Source organism: Pseudomonas khavaziana, from assembly GCF_036704165.1.
Classification (GTDB): domain Bacteria; phylum Pseudomonadota; class Gammaproteobacteria; order Pseudomonadales; family Pseudomonadaceae; genus Aquipseudomonas; species Aquipseudomonas khavaziana.
The window spans coordinates 82,760-100,262 of sequence record NZ_CP129946.1 but is presented as its reverse complement, the minus strand read 5'-3'; the positions used below and the strand labels follow the sequence as shown (position 1 = coordinate 100,262).

General features: G+C 60.4%; 16 protein-coding genes and 1 pseudogene. 13 read left to right on the top strand and 4 right to left on the bottom strand.

What is annotated here, in order from left to right; genetic code table 11:
* Positions 1-3 precede the first annotated feature (3 nt).
* The 3 genes from QYQ93_RS00455 (at position 4) to QYQ93_RS00445 (ending at position 2,055) form a co-directional block, all read left to right on the top strand.
* On the top strand, positions 4-1,089 hold the full coding sequence (locus QYQ93_RS00455; RefSeq protein ID WP_338476017.1) for a 5-(carboxyamino)imidazole ribonucleotide synthase: 1,086 nt from the start codon (positions 4-6) through the stop codon (positions 1,087-1,089).
* 106 nt (positions 1,090-1,195) lie between these two features.
* Complete coding sequence (locus tag QYQ93_RS00450) at positions 1,196-1,441, top strand: GlsB/YeaQ/YmgE family stress response membrane protein (RefSeq protein ID WP_005792540.1); 246 nt, start codon at positions 1,196-1,198, stop codon at positions 1,439-1,441.
* A 77-nt stretch (positions 1,442-1,518) separates the two neighbouring features.
* Entirely contained in the window at positions 1,519-2,055 is a 537-nt protein-coding gene (locus QYQ93_RS00445; RefSeq protein ID WP_043048138.1) for a DUF3299 domain-containing protein, read from the top strand.
* Between the two features lie 119 nt (positions 2,056-2,174).
* Here QYQ93_RS00445 and QYQ93_RS00440 read toward each other — a convergent pair whose 3' ends face one another.
* A complete protein-coding gene (locus tag QYQ93_RS00440; RefSeq protein ID WP_043048137.1) occupies positions 2,175-3,074 on the bottom strand; it encodes a D-hexose-6-phosphate mutarotase in 900 nt (299 codons plus the stop codon).
* 58 nt (positions 3,075-3,132) lie between these two features.
* On the bottom strand, positions 3,133-3,537 hold the full coding sequence (locus QYQ93_RS00435; RefSeq protein ID WP_003176975.1) for an acyl-CoA thioesterase: 405 nt from the start codon (positions 3,535-3,537) through the stop codon (positions 3,133-3,135).
* Between the two features lie 458 nt (positions 3,538-3,995).
* On the opposite strand from QYQ93_RS00435, the gene QYQ93_RS00430 reads away from it, so the two are divergent.
* The 10 genes and pseudogenes from QYQ93_RS00430 (at position 3,996) to QYQ93_RS00390 (ending at position 14,476) form a co-directional block, all read left to right on the top strand.
* Positions 3,996-5,285, top strand: coding sequence for an MFS transporter (locus tag QYQ93_RS00430; RefSeq protein ID WP_043048136.1), 1,290 nt, complete (start codon positions 3,996-3,998; stop codon positions 5,283-5,285).
* A 9-nt stretch (positions 5,286-5,294) separates the two neighbouring features.
* Positions 5,295-5,393, top strand: a pseudogene (locus tag QYQ93_RS28455) (N-acetyltransferase); the annotation flags it as partial.
* Positions 5,394-5,545: 152 nt separating this feature from the next.
* Positions 5,546-6,532, top strand: coding sequence for a phosphate ABC transporter substrate-binding protein PstS (locus QYQ93_RS00425; RefSeq protein WP_043048135.1), 987 nt, complete (start codon positions 5,546-5,548; stop codon positions 6,530-6,532).
* Between the two features lie 483 nt (positions 6,533-7,015).
* Complete coding sequence (locus tag QYQ93_RS00420) at positions 7,016-9,049, top strand: ABC transporter permease subunit (protein ID WP_338477300.1); 2,034 nt, start codon at positions 7,016-7,018, stop codon at positions 9,047-9,049.
* A gap of 15 nt (positions 9,050-9,064) precedes the next feature.
* Complete coding sequence (gene pstA / locus QYQ93_RS00415; protein WP_043048129.1) at positions 9,065-10,735, top strand: phosphate ABC transporter permease PstA; 1,671 nt, start codon at positions 9,065-9,067, stop codon at positions 10,733-10,735.
* Positions 10,736-10,911: 176 nt separating this feature from the next.
* A complete protein-coding gene (gene pstB / locus QYQ93_RS00410; protein ID WP_034116465.1) occupies positions 10,912-11,745 on the top strand; it encodes a phosphate ABC transporter ATP-binding protein PstB in 834 nt (277 codons plus the stop codon).
* A gap of 70 nt (positions 11,746-11,815) precedes the next feature.
* Positions 11,816-12,577, top strand: coding sequence for a phosphate signaling complex protein PhoU (phoU, locus tag QYQ93_RS00405; protein WP_043048127.1), 762 nt, complete (start codon positions 11,816-11,818; stop codon positions 12,575-12,577).
* Positions 12,578-12,758: 181 nt separating this feature from the next.
* A complete protein-coding gene (locus tag QYQ93_RS00400) occupies positions 12,759-13,661 on the top strand; it encodes a response regulator (RefSeq protein ID WP_043048125.1) in 903 nt (300 codons plus the stop codon).
* Positions 13,662-13,848: 187 nt separating this feature from the next.
* Entirely contained in the window at positions 13,849-14,172 is a 324-nt protein-coding gene (locus tag QYQ93_RS00395) for a type II toxin-antitoxin system RelE/ParE family toxin (RefSeq protein ID WP_043048124.1), read from the top strand.
* A 4-nt stretch (positions 14,173-14,176) separates the two neighbouring features.
* On the top strand, positions 14,177-14,476 hold the full coding sequence (locus QYQ93_RS00390) for a helix-turn-helix domain-containing protein (protein WP_043048123.1): 300 nt from the start codon (positions 14,177-14,179) through the stop codon (positions 14,474-14,476).
* A gap of 63 nt (positions 14,477-14,539) precedes the next feature.
* Here QYQ93_RS00390 and QYQ93_RS00385 read toward each other — a convergent pair whose 3' ends face one another.
* The gene (locus QYQ93_RS00385) at positions 14,540-15,880 is read right to left on the bottom strand and encodes a hemolysin family protein (RefSeq protein WP_043048122.1); all 1,341 of its coding nucleotides are present in this window, start codon (positions 15,878-15,880) and stop codon (positions 14,540-14,542) included.
* A gap of 268 nt (positions 15,881-16,148) precedes the next feature.
* Complete coding sequence (gene phoR, locus QYQ93_RS00380; RefSeq protein WP_235387828.1) at positions 16,149-17,435, bottom strand: phosphate regulon sensor histidine kinase PhoR; 1,287 nt, start codon at positions 17,433-17,435, stop codon at positions 16,149-16,151.
* Positions 17,436-17,503 lie beyond the last annotated feature (68 nt).

The following is a 17,503-nucleotide window of genomic DNA, read 5'->3' as shown; positions in this document are numbered from 1 at the left end:
ACGATGAAAATCGGTGTAATCGGTGGCGGCCAACTGGGCCGCATGCTCGCCCTGGCGGGCACTCCGCTGGGAATGAATTTCGCTTTTCTGGATCCGGCGCCGGACGCCTGCGCCGCCGCCCTGGGTGAACACCTGCGTGCTGACTACAGCGACCCGGACCATCTGCGACAACTGGCCGATGAAGTCGACCTGGTGACCTTCGAGTTCGAAAGCGTCCCGGCCGAAACCGTGGCCTTCCTGTCGCAATTCGTACCGGTTTACCCGAGCGCCGAAGCCTTGCGCATCGCTCGCGACCGCTGGTTCGAGAAGAGTATGTTCAAGGACCTGGGCATCCCGACCCCGGCCTTCGCCGACATCCAGTCCCAGGCGGACCTGGACGCCGCTGTCACCAGCATCGGCCTGCCGGCCGTGTTGAAAACCCGCACTTTGGGTTACGACGGCAAGGGCCAGAAAGTCCTGCGCAGCGAAGCCGACGTGGTCGGCACTTTCGCCGAACTGGGCAGCGTTCCTTGCCTGCTGGAAGGCTTCGTGCCGTTCACCGGCGAAGTCTCGCTGATTGCCGTGCGAGCCCGCGATGGCGAGATCCGTTTCTACCCCTTGGTGCACAACACCCACGTCAACGGCATTCTCAAGGTGTCCGTGGCCAGCACCGATCACCCGTTGCAGGCCCTCGCCGAGGACTATTCCAGTCGTGTGCTCAAGCAGCTGGATTACGTCGGTGTGATGGCGTTCGAGTTCTTTGAGGTCGACGGCGGCCTCAAGGCCAACGAGATCGCGCCCCGCGTGCATAACTCCGGGCATTGGACCACCGAAGGCGCCGAGTGCAGCCAGTTCGAAAACCACCTGCGGGCGGTAGCGGGTTTGCCGTTGGGCTCTACGGCCAAGGTCGGCGAAAGCGCCATGCTCAATTTCATTGGCGTGGTACCGCCGGTTGAACGGGTAATCGCCATCGACGACTGCCACCTGCACCACTACGGCAAGGCCTTCAAGGCCGGACGCAAGGTCGGTCATGCCAACCTGCGTTGCAAGGACCGTGCGACCCTGCAAGCGCAGATCCTCAAGGTCGAAGCGTTGATCGCCGAGCAATAACCCAGCAGACGACGGGAACCATTGGTCACCGTCGTCTCTCTGATTGCAGGATGACAAAGCCTGGCTAGGCTTTGTCATGACTCATATTCAATCAGAGGGAAATGCCATGGGTATCATTGGAACCATCTTTATCGGCTTGATCGTTGGCCTGCTGGCGCGTTTCCTCAAGCCTGGCGACGACAGCATGGGCTGGATCATGACCATCCTGCTGGGTATCGCCGGCTCTCTGGCCGCGACCTACGGCGGCCAGGCACTGGGGATCTACCAGGCAGGCCAGGGTGCGGGCTTCATCGGCGCACTGGTGGGTGCCATCGTGTTGCTGGTGATCTACGGCCTGATCAAAAAGAAGTAATCAGCCGACAAAGTCCTCTGCGCTGCGCAGGCGCAGGGGGCTAGAATGCTCGGCACTTGTATTTGCCGAGCCTCTCCATGCGCCGTCTTCTATTGACCCTTCTGCTGCTGGCCCCTGGCCTGACCCATGCTGGCGAACTGCCGGAAACTGACTGGCTTGAGCTGATGCCGCTTTCGGACCAGAAAGCCCTCGAAGCCATGCCCGAGATCGACCACAATTCCCCCGAAGCCCAAGGCACGTTCACCGACAAAGGTGGGTTGAAACAGAGCAAAGGCTTGCCCGCGGTGATGTATTCCACCAAGACCGTGGCGGCCATGAACGGCAAGAACATCCGCATTGGCGGCTATCCAGTGCCGTTGGAAACCGATGCCAAAGGTCGCAGCACGCTGTTCTTCCTGGTGCCGTATCCGGGCGCCTGCATCCATGTGCCGCCACCGCCGCCTAACCAACTGGTGCTGGTGCGATATCCCAAGGGGTTGAAGCTGGATGATATCTACACGCCGCTCTGGGTGACGGGCACGTTGAAGGTGGAGAAAGTCAACAATGACTTGGCGGACGCAGCGTATGCGCTGGAGGCGGGGAAAGTGCGGGTAGTGAAGGAATCCGATCTCTAAAACCCTACACATAACCAATGTGGGAGGGGGCTTGCTCCCGATAGCGGTGCTTCAGTCACTTAAGATATTGACTGAACCAAAGCTATCGGGAGCAAGCCCCCTCCCACATTTGATCGGGTTTACAAAGTGATACTGGTGATGCTCACGCCCAAGGTGTGGCTTTCACCGGGCGCCAGGCTCACCACGTCATCCAGCACATTTGCCGTTTCGATGCACAACATGCCCTGCCAGCCGTCATCGGCCATGTCATCAAGCGCCTTGGCTCGTTCGGTCCACGGGTTCCAGACCACCGTTGAGTTCGAGCCCTGGCTGGTGAGTTGGACGCGGCGCTGCCAGTCTTGATCGACAATGCTCAACTGCGCCGGCGTATCCAGATAGATTCGATCCGTCTCGGCGGTGAACTGCAGCTGGCCGGCTTGCTGCTTCTCGGTCCAGCCGTCGGCGGTATCGATATACGCCAAGCCATCCAGGCCTTCGACCTGCACGTTGCGCACATCGCTCACGGCGAAGTAGGTGTGCAGTGCCTGGCTTAGGGTCACGGTGCCGGTGCCTAGATTGTGGCTGGTCAGTTGAATATGCAGTCGATCGTCCAACAGCAGACTTAACTTCAAGTTGACCTGATGAGGCCAGTCGGGAAAACCGCCCGCAGGCACCGGCAGCACCAACTCGATGCGCAGGGCTTCACCTTCAATTGCAGTCTCGGCCAATTCCCAAAGCGCGGTGCGCACAAAACCGTGGGCACCGGCAGGTTGCTCGCTCTTGCGCATGGCCTTGACGCTTTGCGGGTTACGGTCGAACACACCAAACCACGGCCAGCACACCGGCACGCCGGTTCGAATGCCTTTGCCCGGTTGGAACACCGCTTCTGGGTTCGGCCAGATCAGCGGCTGCTCGCCCTGACGCTGATAACTGAAAATATGCGCACCCTGCCGGGCCACCATCAGTTCGGCGCCGTTGTGGCGAATGCGCCAGCAGTCCAGCTCGTCGACTTTCACCGTTTCAACGTGGGGCGTAGGCATAACAAAGCTCTCTCAATGGCAGGCAATGGGGCAATTGACCGTCAAAACCCGGCGATGTTTAACGCGCCCGTGACGGTACCGACCGCGTGCGACCGCTGCCATCGATGGCGACGAACACAAATACCGCCTCGGTCACCTTGCGCCATTCGCTGGACAGCGGGTCATCGCTCCACACCTCGACCATCATCTGGATCGAGCTGCGGCCAATTTCCAGGGCCTGGGTATAGAAGGAAAGCTGCGCGCCCACCGCCACCGGTACCAGGAAGGCCATGCGGTCAATAGCCACAGTCGCCACTCGCCCACCGGCAACCTTGCTGGCCATTGCTGTGCCGGCCAGGTCCATCTGCGCGACCAGCCAGCCGCCGAAGATATCGCCAAAACCGTTGGTTTCACGCGGGAGTGCAGTGATTTGCAGGGCGAGATCGCCTTGCGGGATAGGATCTTCTTGTTCGAGTTCGATCATGCCGGGGGTGCCTCTGACCCGTGACGCTTCTTATAAGTGGTGCAAAGTGGATAGCCGACTATTGGAAAAACGTTTCAGCACAAACATACGCGTTCGACGCGTTTCTCGTAAGGCGTGCTAAAGGGAAACTCTGCCAAACCGGCTGGGCGGCCCCAACGGCGTTTGGCACAGCAGCCCTCAAGACCGCGGTTCTGCGCTTGCAGGGGCCGAGTATATCGAGACGCTGGCGCCGCGACGACCTCCCAAGGCTCATTTGGTCGGTAAATAGACGCTGTATCGGGGCTTTTTCCGGCAACTGTGCTCCTGGCCGAGTTGAGCGCTGGCCTGCGTCGATAAGATTGCCTGCCACTGAACTGTTAAAGGCTCGACGCTGTGCTTTTTGAAGCGATTTGCTATCTTGCCAAGCCTGCCGCAAGTCCCGGGCTTGCCGTCCTGACTACTATAAGAGAAACCTTGCCATGTCTTCCGTGCCCGCAAGCAGTGCGCAACCCTCGCGCCCGCTGACCCGCAACGACTACAAAACCCTGTCGCTGTCTGCCTTGGGCGGGGCGCTGGAGTTCTACGACTTCATCATCTTCGTGTTTTTCGCCACTGTGGTCGGGAAACTGTTCTTCCCCGTCGACATGCCCGAATGGCTGCGCATGATGCAGACCTTCGGCATCTTCGCCGCCGGCTACCTGGCGCGTCCCTTGGGCGGCATCATCATGGCGCACTTCGGTGACCTGCTGGGGCGCAAGAAGATGTTCACCCTGAGCATCTTCATGATGGCCGTGCCGACCCTGATCATGGGCCTGCTACCGACTTACGCGCAGATTGGCCTATGGGCGCCGCTCCTACTGCTGCTGATGCGCGTCATCCAGGGCGCGGCGATTGGCGGCGAGGTACCCGGCGCCTGGGTGTTTGTCTCCGAGCACGTGCCGCCGCGCCACATCGGCTACGCCTGCGGCACCCTGACCAGCGGCCTCACCGCCGGTATCTTGCTGGGCTCGCTGGTGGCCACCGCCATCAATACGGCCTATACCCCGGAGCAGGTCTCCGATTACGCCTGGCGGATCCCGTTCCTGCTCGGCGGTGTATTCGGCCTGCTGTCGGTGTACCTGCGCCGCTGGCTGCATGAAACACCTATTTTCGCCGAGATGCAGCAACGCAAGACCCTGGCTGCCGAGCTGCCATTGCGCGCAGTGCTGCGTGACCACCGCGGCGCCATCGTGTTGTCGATGCTGCTGACCTGGCTTTTGTCGGCCGGTGTCGTGGTGGTTATCCTCATGACCCCGACCGTGTTGCAAACCGTGTATCACTTCAGCCCTACGGTTGCGCTGCAAGCCAACAGCCTGGCCATCGTCACTCTGAGCCTGGGTTGCATCGCCTCGGGTGCCCTGGCCGACCGTTTTGGCGCCGGCCGCGTATTGGTCACCGGTTGCGCGCTGCTGCTGGCAACCTCCTGGACGCTCTATCACAGCCTGATGGCCCACCCGGACTGGCTGTTCCCGCTGTACGCCTTGACCGGCCTGTTTGTCGGCACCATCGGTGTGGTGCCCTACGTGATGGTCAAGGCGTTCCCGCCAGTGGTGCGTTTCAGTGGCCTGTCGTTCTCCTACAACGTCGCCTATGCCGTGTTCGGTGGGCTGACGCCATTGGCGGTGTCGCTGCTGATGAAGGAAAGCCCAATGGGCCCGGCTTACTATGTTGCTGCCCTTTGTGTGATGGGGATGCTAGTGGGCGGGTATTTGTGGAAACGCGGTCGCTAAAGCCAGCCTGATCCACTGTGGCGAGGGAGCTTGCTCCCGCTGGGGCGCGAAGCGGCCCTTAAAGATGGGACTGCTGCGCAGTCCAACGGGAGCAAGCTCCCTCGCCACAATGAAAGTGTTTGTTCGGTGTTTTACCTCGCATACCTTCGCTTCCCGATAGTGGCCTTTCATCTAATTGTCATATTTAAGACATAGAGTGTTCACACGGCCTCCCGATACTTGGCCCCGATCCAATTATCCCTATCTGCTAGGAGCAAGGCATGAAACTGAAACGTTTGATGGCGGCAATGACTTTTGTCGCTGCTGGCGTTGCGACCGCCAACGCGGTGGCCGCTGGTGTTGATCCGGCAATTCCGGCTTACGTCAAGACCACTGGTGTGTCGGGCAACCTGTCCAGCGTCGGTTCCGATACCCTGGCCAACCTGATGACCCTATGGGCCGAGGGTTACAAGAAGGAATACCCGAACGTCAACATCCAGATTCAAGCTGCCGGCTCCGCCACCGCGCCACCTGCGCTGACCGAAGGCACCTCCAACCTGGGCCCGATGAGCCGCAAGATGAAGGACACGGAGCTGGCGGCCTTCGAGCAGAAGTACGGCTACAAGCCCACCGCTATCCCGGTTGCCGTGGACGCCCTGGCGGTATTCGTGCACAAGGACAACCCGATCCAGCACCTGACCATGGAACAAGTCGACGCGATCTTCTCTTCGACTCGCCTGTGCGGTGCCAAAGCCGACGTTAAAACCTGGGGCGACCTGGGTGTGACCGGCGACCTGGCCAACAAACCAGTGCAGCTGTTCGGTCGTAACTCGGTATCCGGCACCTACGGCTACTTCAAGGAAGAAGCCCTGTGCAAAGGCGACTACAAGCCGAACGTGAACGAACAACCTGGCTCGGCTTCGGTCGTGCAGTCGATCAGCTCTTCGCTGAACGGCATCGGTTACTCGGGTATCGGTTACAAGACCGCCAGCGTGAAGACCGTGCCCCTGGCCAAGAAAGGCACCACTGAGTTCATCGAAGACAGCGAAGAAAACGCCCTGAACGGCAAATACCCGCTGTCGCGCTTCCTCTACGTTTACGTCAACAAAGCCCCGAACAAGCCTCTGGCCCCGCTGGAAGCCGAGTTCGTGAAACTGGTGCTGTCCAAGCAGGGCCAGGAAGTCGTGGTGAAAGACGGCTACATCCCACTGCCAGCCAAAGTGGCCGCCAAGGCACTGGCTGACCTGGGTCTGAAAGAAGGCAACTAAGTAGCTGGGCCGGGTAAGACCGGCCTTTCTGTAGGAGCGAGCTTGCTCGCGAAAGGCGATAGGGCACCGCGTTTATTCAGAAACGGCGCGTTATTGTTGACGATCTTCGCGAGCAAGCTCGCTCCTACAGAACCTCCTAATTTCAATCCGCTGCCAGCTTTGCTTCGCGGCGGATTTGTTGCGTCACTGCACTGTCATCTTTCTGTCATACAGGATCGCTAGGGTGTGCGCATGAATGATCTGGCCAATTCCACCATGACGACAACTTCTCCTCCCAAGCGCATTGATTTCAATACGCCTGAGCTGCAACGCAAGCGCCGCATCCGCGCGCTCAAGGATCGCTTTACCCGCTGGTATGTGCTGGTCGGCGGGCTCGCCGTGCTGGCGGCCATTACCCTGATCTTCTTCTTCCTCGCCTACGTCGTCGCGCCGCTGTTCCAGGGCGCTTCGCTGACCAAGGAAGACGCGCTGACGCCCGCCTGGATGCAGGACGCTGGCAAGCCGTTGATGATCTCTCTAGAAGAGCAGAACCAAGTTGCCATGCGGGTTTCCGACAAGGGCCAGGCATTGTTCTTTGAAGTGGACAGCGGCGCTGAACTCAAGCGTGTCGACCTGCCGCTTCCAGCCGGTACCAGCGTGGTCTCCATTGGTGAAGACCAGCCAGGCAGCCCGTTGGTGATCCTCGGCTTATCCAATGGCCAGACCCTGGTGTTTCGCCACACCTATAAAGTGTCGTACCCAGACGGCAAGAAAACCATCAGCCCGGCGATCGAATACCCCTACGGCGAGACGCCGATCGTGCTGGATGACGCCGGTCGCCCACTGGAACACGTCGCCCTCAACGCCACCGACACCTCGCTGGTGGTTGCAGGTTCAGCCGGTTCGCACCTGAACGTGCTGACCCTGAGCCGCGAAGAAAACATGATGACCGGTGAAGTCACCAGTGAGCAGAAGCGTGTCGAGCTGCCACAGATGACTGAACCGGTGAAGGCGATTTTCATCGACCCGCGCCAGCAGTGGCTGTATGTGATCAACGGTCGCGCCCTGGCCGATGTGTTCAGCCTGCGCGACAAGAGCCTCAATGGTCGCTACAAGTTGTTGGAAAACGGCGATGCTGAAATCACCGCCAGCACCCAGCTGGTGGGTGGCATTTCTCTGATCATGGGCGATTCCAAAGGTGGCCTGGCGCAGTGGTTCATGGCCCGCGACCCGGATGGCGAGCAACGCCTCAAGCAGATCCGTACCTTCCAGATGGGCACTGCGCCCATCGTCGAAATCAGTGCCGAAGAGCGCCGCAAAGGCTTCACCGCCCTCGACGCGTCTGGCCAGTTTGGCGTGTTCCACAGCACCGCCCATCGCACTCTGCTGGTCGATCCGGTGGTCGACGGCCAGGGTCTGTTCGGCATGTCGCCTAGGGCCAACCGTGTGATCGTCGAGGCCGGTGGCAAGCTGCAACCCTTGCTGCTCGACAATCCGCATCCGGAAGTCTCGTGGAGCGCGTTGTGGAGCAAGGTCTGGTACGAAAACTACGACGAGCCTAAATACGTCTGGCAGTCCACCGCCGCCAACACCGACTTCGAACCCAAGATGAGCCTGGCGCCGCTGACCTTCGGGACCTTGAAGGCCGCGTTCTACGCCATGCTGCTGGCGGCGCCACTGGCGGTTGCCGCGGCGATCTACACCGCGTACTTCATGGCCCCGAGCCTGCGCCGCAAGGTCAAGCCGGTGATCGAGCTGATGGAAGCCATGCCGACGGTGATCCTTGGCTTCTTCGCCGGCCTGTTCCTGGCGCCGTATGTGGAAGGGCATCTGCCGGGGATTTTCAGCCTGCTGATGCTGCTGCCGATTGGCATCCTGGTCGCTGGCTTCGTCTTTAGCCGCCTGCCTGAGTCGATCCGCCTGCGGGTGCCGGACGGCTGGGAAAGCGCGATCCTGATCCCGGTGATCCTGTTCGTGGGCTGGCTCTCGCTGTACATGAGCCCGTACCTGGAAACCTGGTTCTTCGGCGGCGACATGCGCATGTGGATCTCCCACGACCTGGGCATCACCTACGACCAGCGCAACGCCCTGGTGGTCGGCCTCGCCATGGGCTTTGCGGTGATCCCGAACATCTACTCCATCGCCGAAGACGCCGTGTTCAGCGTACCGCGCGGCCTGACCCTGGGCTCCCTGGCCCTGGGCGCCACGCCCTGGCAGACCATGACCCGCGTGGTCATCCTCACCGCCAGCCCAGGCATCTTCTCGGCACTGATGATCGGCATGGGCCGTGCTGTCGGCGAGACCATGATCGTGCTGATGGCTACCGGCAACACCCCGGTGATGGAGATGAACCTGTTCGAGGGCCTGCGCACGCTGGCGGCCAACGTCGCGGTGGAAATGCCCGAGTCGGAAGTCGGCGGCAGTCACTACCGCGTGTTATTCCTCTCGGCACTGGTGCTGCTGTTGTTCACCTTCATCATGAACACCCTCGCGGAGCTGATTCGTCAGCGTCTGCGCAAGAAATACTCGTCGCTTTAAGAAAGGTAGAAGTCTGTGAAACAGAACTCCCTGAATGGATGGTTCAAGAGCGGCGCTCCCGGCGTCTGGATCAGTGGTGGCGCGGTGTCCATCGCGGTCATCATGACCATTGGTCTGCTGGCTGTGATTGCGGTGCGTGGCTTGGGTCACTTCTGGCCGGCCGACCTGATCCAGGCCAACTACAACGTGCCGGGCCAGGCCAACCACATCGTCATCGGCGAAGTGGTACAGAAAGAAGAAGTGCCGCGTGAGCGCCTGAAAAGCGCTGGCCTGCCGGTGCCGGACGAAGGCCCTGAGTTCATGACCCGCGAGCTGATCAAGGTCGGCAACCGCGACCTGAACGGCAACGACTTCACCTGGATTGTCGGCGAGTGGTTGAAGGATCAGACCAAGCCGACCAACCTCATGGCCATCGAGCGGCGTGAGTGGGGCAACTTCTACGGCACCCTGGTCAACGTCAAGCAGGATGGCAAGGTCATCGCCGAAGGCGAAGCCGCGTGGCCGGAGCTGCAAGCCCGGGTCGCGCGCGTCAACCAGCTCGCCGCCCAGCTCAAGACCCTGGAAAAATCCGATATCGGCGCGATCAACGCCGGGCTCGAGCGCATCCGCCTGCACGGTCGCAAACTGGAACTGGAAGGCAAGCTCGACGCCGCCGCCCAGGCCGATATGGATGCCGACCGCGCCGAACTGAATGCCCGCTACCAGGACATCGAGGCGCGCCTTGCTGACCTGCACGCCCAGTTCAACCGCGATGCCCTGACCGCCCGCGACGGCAACGGCAAGGAAGTGGAAATCGGCATCGGCAAAGTGGTGCACGCCTACCAGCCGAACGCCATGGGCACACTGACCAAGATCGGCTTCTACTTCAGCAAAGTCTGGGAATTCCTCAGCGACGACCCACGGGAAGCCAACACCGAAGGCGGGATTTTTCCGGCCATCTTCGGCACCGTGATGATGACCCTGATCATGGCGATGATCGTGACCCCGTTCGGCGTGCTGGCGGCCGTGTACCTGCGTGAATACGCCAAGCAGAACACCCTGACGCGGATCATCCGTATTGCCGTGAACAACCTGGCTGGCGTACCGGCTATCGTCTACGGCGTGTTCGGCCTGGGTTTCTTCGTCTATGTATTGGGTGGTTCGGTTGACCGCCTGTTCTTCGCCGAAGCCTTGCCGGCGCCGACCTTCGGCACCCCGGGCTTGCTGTGGGCCTCGCTGACCCTGGCGCTGCTGGCGGTACCGGTGGTGATCGTGGCCACCGAAGAGGGCCTGGCGCGCATTCCTCGCACCGTGCGCGAGGGCTCCCTGGCATTGGGCGCGACCAAGGCGGAAACGCTGTGGAAGATCGTGCTGCCGATGGCCAGCCCGGCGATGATGACCGGCATGATCCTCGCCGTGGCCCGCGCCGCCGGTGAAGTGGCGCCGCTGATGCTGGTGGGTGTGGTGAAACTGGCGCCGTCGCTGCCATTGGACGGCAACTACCCGTACCTGCACCTGGACCAGAAGATCATGCACCTGGGCTTCCATATCTATGACGTCGGCTTCCAGAGCCCCAACGTCGAAGCCGCACGGCCGCTGGTGTACGCCACCGCGTTGCTGCTGGTGCTGGTGATCGCCACGCTCAACCTGTCGGCGGTGTGGATCCGTAACCACCTGCGCGAAAAATACAAGGCGCTGGACAGCTGATAACCCTGTAGGAGCGAGCTTGCTCGCGAGAAACGCAAGGGCACCGCGTTCATCCAGGCGCCCCGCGTTATCGTTAACGAGCTTCGCGAGCAAGCTCGCTCCTACAGAAGAATGATGTAACCGCAGGCCTATCGCCGCGGCTCACTGAAATGAATTGGTAGCACAGGGAGCATCCCATGCAACACGAAAACCATTCCCACGGCATCAACATGTCTGCCCTGGGTCGCGACAAGCAGAGCCTGAGCCTGGCCCAGGAAACCGTGGCCATCGAAGTCCCGGGCCTGAGCCTCTACTACGGCGACAAGCAGGCGCTGTTCGACGTCAGCATGAACATCCCCAAGCAGCGCGTGACGGCCTTTATCGGCCCCTCCGGTTGCGGCAAGTCCACGCTGCTGCGCACCTTCAACCGCATGAATGACCTGGTCGACGGTTGTCGCGTAGAAGGCGCCATCAACCTCTACGGCACCAACATCTATCGCAAGGGCGAAGACGTGGCTGAGCTGCGGCGCCGCGTGGGCATGGTGTTCCAGAAGCCCAACCCGTTCCCCAAGACCATCTACGAAAACGTGGTCTACGGCCTGCGCATCCAGGGCATCAACAAGAAGCGCATCCTCGACGAAGCGGTTGAATGGGCCCTCAAGGGTGCAGCCCTGTGGGACGAGGTCAAGGACCGCCTGCACGAGTCGGCTCTCGGCCTGTCCGGTGGCCAGCAGCAACGCCTGGTGATCGCCCGTACCATCGCCGTGGAGCCAGAAGTGCTGCTGCTCGACGAACCGTGTTCGGCCCTCGACCCGATCTCGACCCTGAAAGTCGAAGAGCTGATCTACGAGCTCAAGTCCAAGTTCACCATCGTCATCGTGACCCACAACATGCAACAGGCGGCGCGGGTGTCCGACTACACCGCGTTCATGTACATGGGCAAGCTGGTGGAATTCGGCGATACCGATACCCTGTTCACCAATCCGGCGAAAAAGCAGACCGAAGACTACATCACCGGTCGCTACGGCTAGGGCGCTGTGGTTCTGATTGTACTGACGCTGCGGTTCTCCGCACCTTACCGGACGCTCCAAGGACGCCAACATGATTAGCAAAGAAGGCCTTACCCATCACATCTCCGCGCAGTTCAACGCCGAGCTCGAGGAAGTGCGCAGCCACCTCCTGGCGATGGGCGGACTGGTGGAGAAGCAAGTCAACGATGCGGTCACCGCGCTGATCGAGGCCGACTCGGGCCTGGCCCAGCAGGTGCGCGAGATCGATGACCAGATCAACCAGATGGAGCGCAATATCGACGAGGAGTGCCTGCGCATTCTCGCCCGTCGCCAGCCGGCGGCCTCCGACCTGCGTTTGATCATCAGCATCTCCAAGTCGGTGATCGATCTGGAGCGTATCGGCGACGAAGCCACCAAGATCGCCCGCCGCGCCATCCAGCTGTGCGAAGAAGGTGAAGCGCCCCGCGGCTACGTGGAAGTGCGCCACATCGGCGACCAGGTGCGCAACATGGTGCGTGATGCCCTCGACGCCTTCGCCCGCTTTGACGCCGAACTGGCGTTGTCGGTGGCCCAGTACGACAAGACCATCGACCGCGAATACAAGACCGCGTTGCGCGAACTGGCCACCTACATGATGGAAGATCCGCGCTCGATCTCGCGGGTGTTGAACATCATCTGGGTGCTGCGTTCCCTGGAGCGTATCGGCGACCACGCACGCAATATCTCGGAATTGGTGATTTATCTGGTGCGCGGCACCGACGTACGGCACATGGGCCTCAAGCGCATGAAAGCCGAAGTTGAAGGCACTGCTGATCTAATCCCTAATGTTCCGGGTGAAACTGACGATAAGTAAGTTGCCCGAGAAATTAACGCCCGGCCTTTGGCCGGGCGTTTTCGTTTGTGGCACCGAATTTTTTGCGCGGGCTGAATTTGAACGCGATAGTGAAAAAAGCCCCGCTGTGACTGGCGAGTTTTGGCAAAATGCCATCAGTCAGGCGTTTTGCGTGCCGAAGTTTTTATAGGATAAAGGGTCGATGAGTAAAGTCAGTGTGTTGGTGGTGGATGACGCCTCGTTCATTCGCGACCTGGTGAAGAAGTGTCTGCGCAATTACTTCCCCGGGATCAAGATCGAAGATGCGGTGAACGGCAAAAAGGCGCAATCCATCCTGATGCGCGAGACCTTCGACTTGGTGCTGTGTGACTGGGAAATGCCGGAGATGTCCGGCCTTGAGCTCTTGACCTGGTGCCGCGGGCAAGCCCATCTGAAGGCCATGCCGTTCGTGATGGTGACCAGTCGTGGCGACAAGGAAAACGTGGTGCAGGCGATCCAGGCCGGCGTTTCTGGTTATGTGAGCAAGCCGTTCACCAACGAGCAGTTGCTGAACAAGGTCAAGCAGGCCCTGCACAAGATCGGCCGCCTCGATGCACTGATCGCCAGCGCGCCGACCAAGATGAACTCGGCTTTCGGCAACGACTCCCTGAGCGCCCTGACCGGCGGCAAGCCCGAAGCGGTCAAGTCGGCTCCCGTCGCGGTGGCCCCCAGCAAAGGCCTGCTCAACAACCCACCCGTACAAGCGCCAGCGGCAGCGTCGCCGGCTGGCGGTCGCGGCCAGGGCCAGTTGCGCCTTTCAAGTGGCACCCAGCAATGCGTGATCAAGGCCCTGAGCATCAAGGAAGCGTTGCTGGTGGTGCGGCGTGGTGAAGTGCTGCCCCAGGTCCTGGAAAGCGCGGTGCTCGACCTCGAGCAGGGTGAGAACGCCGAAGTCGCACGGCTCAATGGCTACCTGCACGCCATCGTCGCCTTCGAACCCAGGCCGGATAGTGATTGGCTGCAGCTGACCTTCCGCTTTATCGACCAGGATGCGCAGAAGCTGGACTACATCTCGCGCCTGATTGCGCGTGGTACGGCGCAGAAGCATTTTGTGCCGGGTGCTTGATCGCCTGAACAGCGGAAATTGACCGAATATCTGATTCTCGTCAGTAGGCTTGATTTATATCTGTTTCGATATAGTCTCTCGATAAGACCCCAGTGGTCTTGAGCCTTTGCTATGTCTTGAAACAAACCCCCACCGCTTTTGGCTGAATCGTCGATTACGCTTTTTCTTTCCAGGAAAGGAGAAGCCAATGCCAAGGCACAAGGATGTGGTGTTTCTAGGAAGCTCGCTCAAGGATCTCAAGGATTTTCCTCTCGACGCCCGAAGGGCAGTCGGTTTTCAGTTGGATCTATTGCAACAGGGTGAACAGCCCTTTGATTGCAAACCGATGAAAACGATCGGAAGGGGCGTCAAGGAGATCCGGATCACTGAGGAATCGGGAGCGTTTCGAGTGTTCTATGTGGTCAATCGGCCGGAAGCTGTCTACGTGCTGCACGCGTTGCGCAAGACCACACAGAAAACCGAAGGGCGGGATATCGAGCTGGCTCGCGCCAGATTGCAGGAGTTAGGTTAAGCCCATGACAAATCAAAAGTTACATACCGAGCGTTTCAACTGTGTGTGGGATGCTCTGGAAGACACGCCCGTGCAAGCAGCCAATATGCGCTTGCGCTCAAAGTTGCTGTTGGAATTGTGCAACACCATTCGCAGCTGGGAGCTTTCCCAGAAGGATGCGGCGCAAAGACTGGGTATCAGCCAACCCCGCCTGAACGATGTGCTCAACGGTAAGATCAATAAGTGTTCTCTGGATGCGTTAGTCAATCTTTCGGCTGCCGCCCAGATGAATGTGGATATCTGTTTTAACGCGCTGCCTGCTTGACGATCGTTCAGGGGCGTGACGACGCTCGGGACATTGCCCAATTTTGCATTGGGCAATCGAAGGTCAGTCCAGCAGCAACACCTTGGCCAGTACGATCTTCGGCCCTTTCATCTTCTTGATGATGATCCGCAGGCCTTCAACTTCCAGCACTTCTTCCTCTTCCGGCACGCGCTTGAGCGTGTCGTAGATCAGCCCGGCCAGGGTCTCGGCTTCGATGTGATCCAGATCGACGCCCAGCAGGCGTTCCACCTTGAACAACGGCGTGTCGCCACGCACCAGCAGTTTGCCGGGCTGGTAGGCGAGGATGCCGCGTTCGGCCTTGCGGTGTTCGTCCTGGATATCGCCCACCAGCACTTCCAGCACGTCTTCCATGGTCAGGTAGCCGATGATCTTGCCGTCGGCTTCCTCCACCAGGGCGAAGTGCGCGCCGCCTTTGCGAAACTGCTCCAGCAGTTGCGACAACGGCATATGCCGCGAGACGCGCTCCAGCGGGCGGGTCAGTTCGGCCAGGTTGAACGATTCGGGGATGTGGTCCAGAGCGGCCAGTTCCAGCAGCAAATCCTTGATATGCAACAGGCCGACGAACTCATTGCGGACCGCGTCATATACCGGGTAACGGCTGAATTTGTGGCGACGGAACAGCGCGAGGATTTCCTTGAGCGGGGCGTTGAAGTCCAGGGTGACCAGGTCTTCCCGGGAGTTGGCCCAGTCGACCACTTCCAGCTCGCCCATTTCCACTGCCGAGGCCAGTACGCGCATGCCTTGGTCGCTCGGGTCCTGGCCACGGCTGGAGTGCAGGATCAGCTTGAGTTCTTCGCGGCTGTAATGGTGTTCATGGTGCGGGCCAGGCTCGCCCTGGCCGGCGATGCGCAGGATGGCGTTGGCGCTGGCATTGAGCAGGTAGATGGCCGGGTACATTGCCCAGTAGAACAGGTACAGCGGCACCGCCGTCCACAGCGACAGCAGCTCGGGCTTGCGAATCGCCCAGGACTTGGGCGCCAGCTCACCGACCACGATGTGCAGGTAGGAAATCACGAAGAAGGCGGCAAAGAACGACACGCCCTTGATCACTTCCGGCGACTGCACGCCGATCGCGCCCAGCATAGGCTCCAGGATGTGCGCAAAAGCTGGCTCACCGACCCAGCCCAGGCCCAGGGACGCCAGGGTGATACCCAGCTGGCAGGCCGACAGGTAGGCGTCGAGCTGGCTGTGTACGGTACGCAGGATCTGCCCGCGCCAGCCGTTCTTGTGGGCGATGGCCTCGACGCGGGTAGCGCGCAGCTTGACCATGGCAAATTCCGCCGCAACGAAGAAACCGTTGAGCAGTACCAGGACCAGTGCAAAAAGAATCATGCCGAAATCGGCGAAGAGTGTCGCGAGGGTGATACCAGGGGAAGGGTCCATGATGGGGTTTTGCAGGTTCCGTGTGTTCAATAGGGGATGAAAGGTGGGCCTGAAAAGCAGGCGCAAGTCGGCCAATGTAGCGGCTGACGGCGCGCTTGCCTAGTGCCTGCTGCCGGGCGGGCTTGGAACCTGTTCTCCAAAAGCATACAAATCCGATGTGGGAGGGGGCTTGCTCCCGATAGCAGTGTGTCAATTAGCACATCTGTGTCTGGTTGACCGCTATCGGGGGCAAGCCCCCTCCCACAGTTGGTTTTGTGCAATATTTAAGTTATTCATCATTTCCGGCGAGCCGCGAACGCGTGACCTGCGTCGTCGGAAAGTGGCAGGTAAACGTACTGCCATGTCCAAGCACGCTGCTGATTTCCAAGCGTGCCCGATGGCGCAACAATACATGCTTGACGATGGCCAGGCCGAGCCCGGTGCCACCAGTGTTGGAGTTGCGGCTGGAGTCCACGCGGTAGAAACGTTCGGTCAGGCGCGGCAGGTGCTTGGCGTCGATGCCGATGCCGGAATCCTGCACACTCAGGTGCGCACCCTGTTCGTCGGCCCACCAGCGGATACGGATATTGCCCTGGTCCTGGGTGTACTTCACCGCGTTGAACACCAGGTTGGAAAACGCGCTGCGCAACTCGCCTTCGCTGCCCTTGAGCGACACCTGTGGGTCGGCTTCCAGGCTGATCTGCTGGCCGCGTTCACCGGAAAGGGCCTGGGCGTCGTTCTTGATGGTCTGCAGCAAGCTGTGTACGGCCACTGGCTGGTTATCCGAGGGGTAATCAGTGGCCTCGAGCTTGGCCAGCAACAGCAGGTCGTTGAGCAGGGTCTGCATGCGCGACCCCTGCTGCTGCATCTGCTGCAGGGCGCGGCTCCAGCGCGGGTTGATCTCGTCGACGTTGTCCAGCAGCGTCTCCAGATAACCGCAGATCACCGTCAAGGGCGTGCGCAACTCGTGGGAGACGTTAGCGACGAAGTCCTTGCGCATCTGTTCCAGCTGGTGGATGCGGGTGACGTCGCGCACCAGCATCAAGTGTTCGTTGTTGCCGTAGCGCGTCAGGTACAGCTGGATGCGTACGCGGTCATTGGTAGGCGAGGGGATTTCCAGGGCTTCTTCGTAGTTGTCCTGCTCGAAGTATTCCTTGAAGCGCGGGTGGCGCACCAGGTTGGTCACCGGCTGGCCGCTGTCCTGGGGAGTCTTGAGGCCCAGCAGGGTCTCGGCGGCGCGATTCCACCATTCCAGGTTGCCGTCGCTGTCGAGCATGATCACCGCGTCCTTGAGCGCGGCGGTAGATTCCTGCACCCGGTCGATCACCGCTTGCAAGCGCCCGCGGACCCGTTGGTCGCGGCGTTGGAGGTGGTAGATGCTGTCAAACACTTCGCCCCACAGGCCGTAGCCATCGGGCGGTGCTTCGTCGGGTTTGTGCTGGCGCAGCCATTCATGCAGGCGCAGCAATTGCTTGAGGGTCCAGCCCAGGTACAGGGCGATGCCGGCAGCCAGGCTCCAGCCGTAATAGCCGCTGACCAGGCCCACCAGCAGGCAAGCCGTGAGCAGCAGTAGCATGTGGCGGATCAGGGTGCCATGCCAGTTCTGGTTCACTTAAACATGCGTCCTTGTCAGCTGTTAAGGGA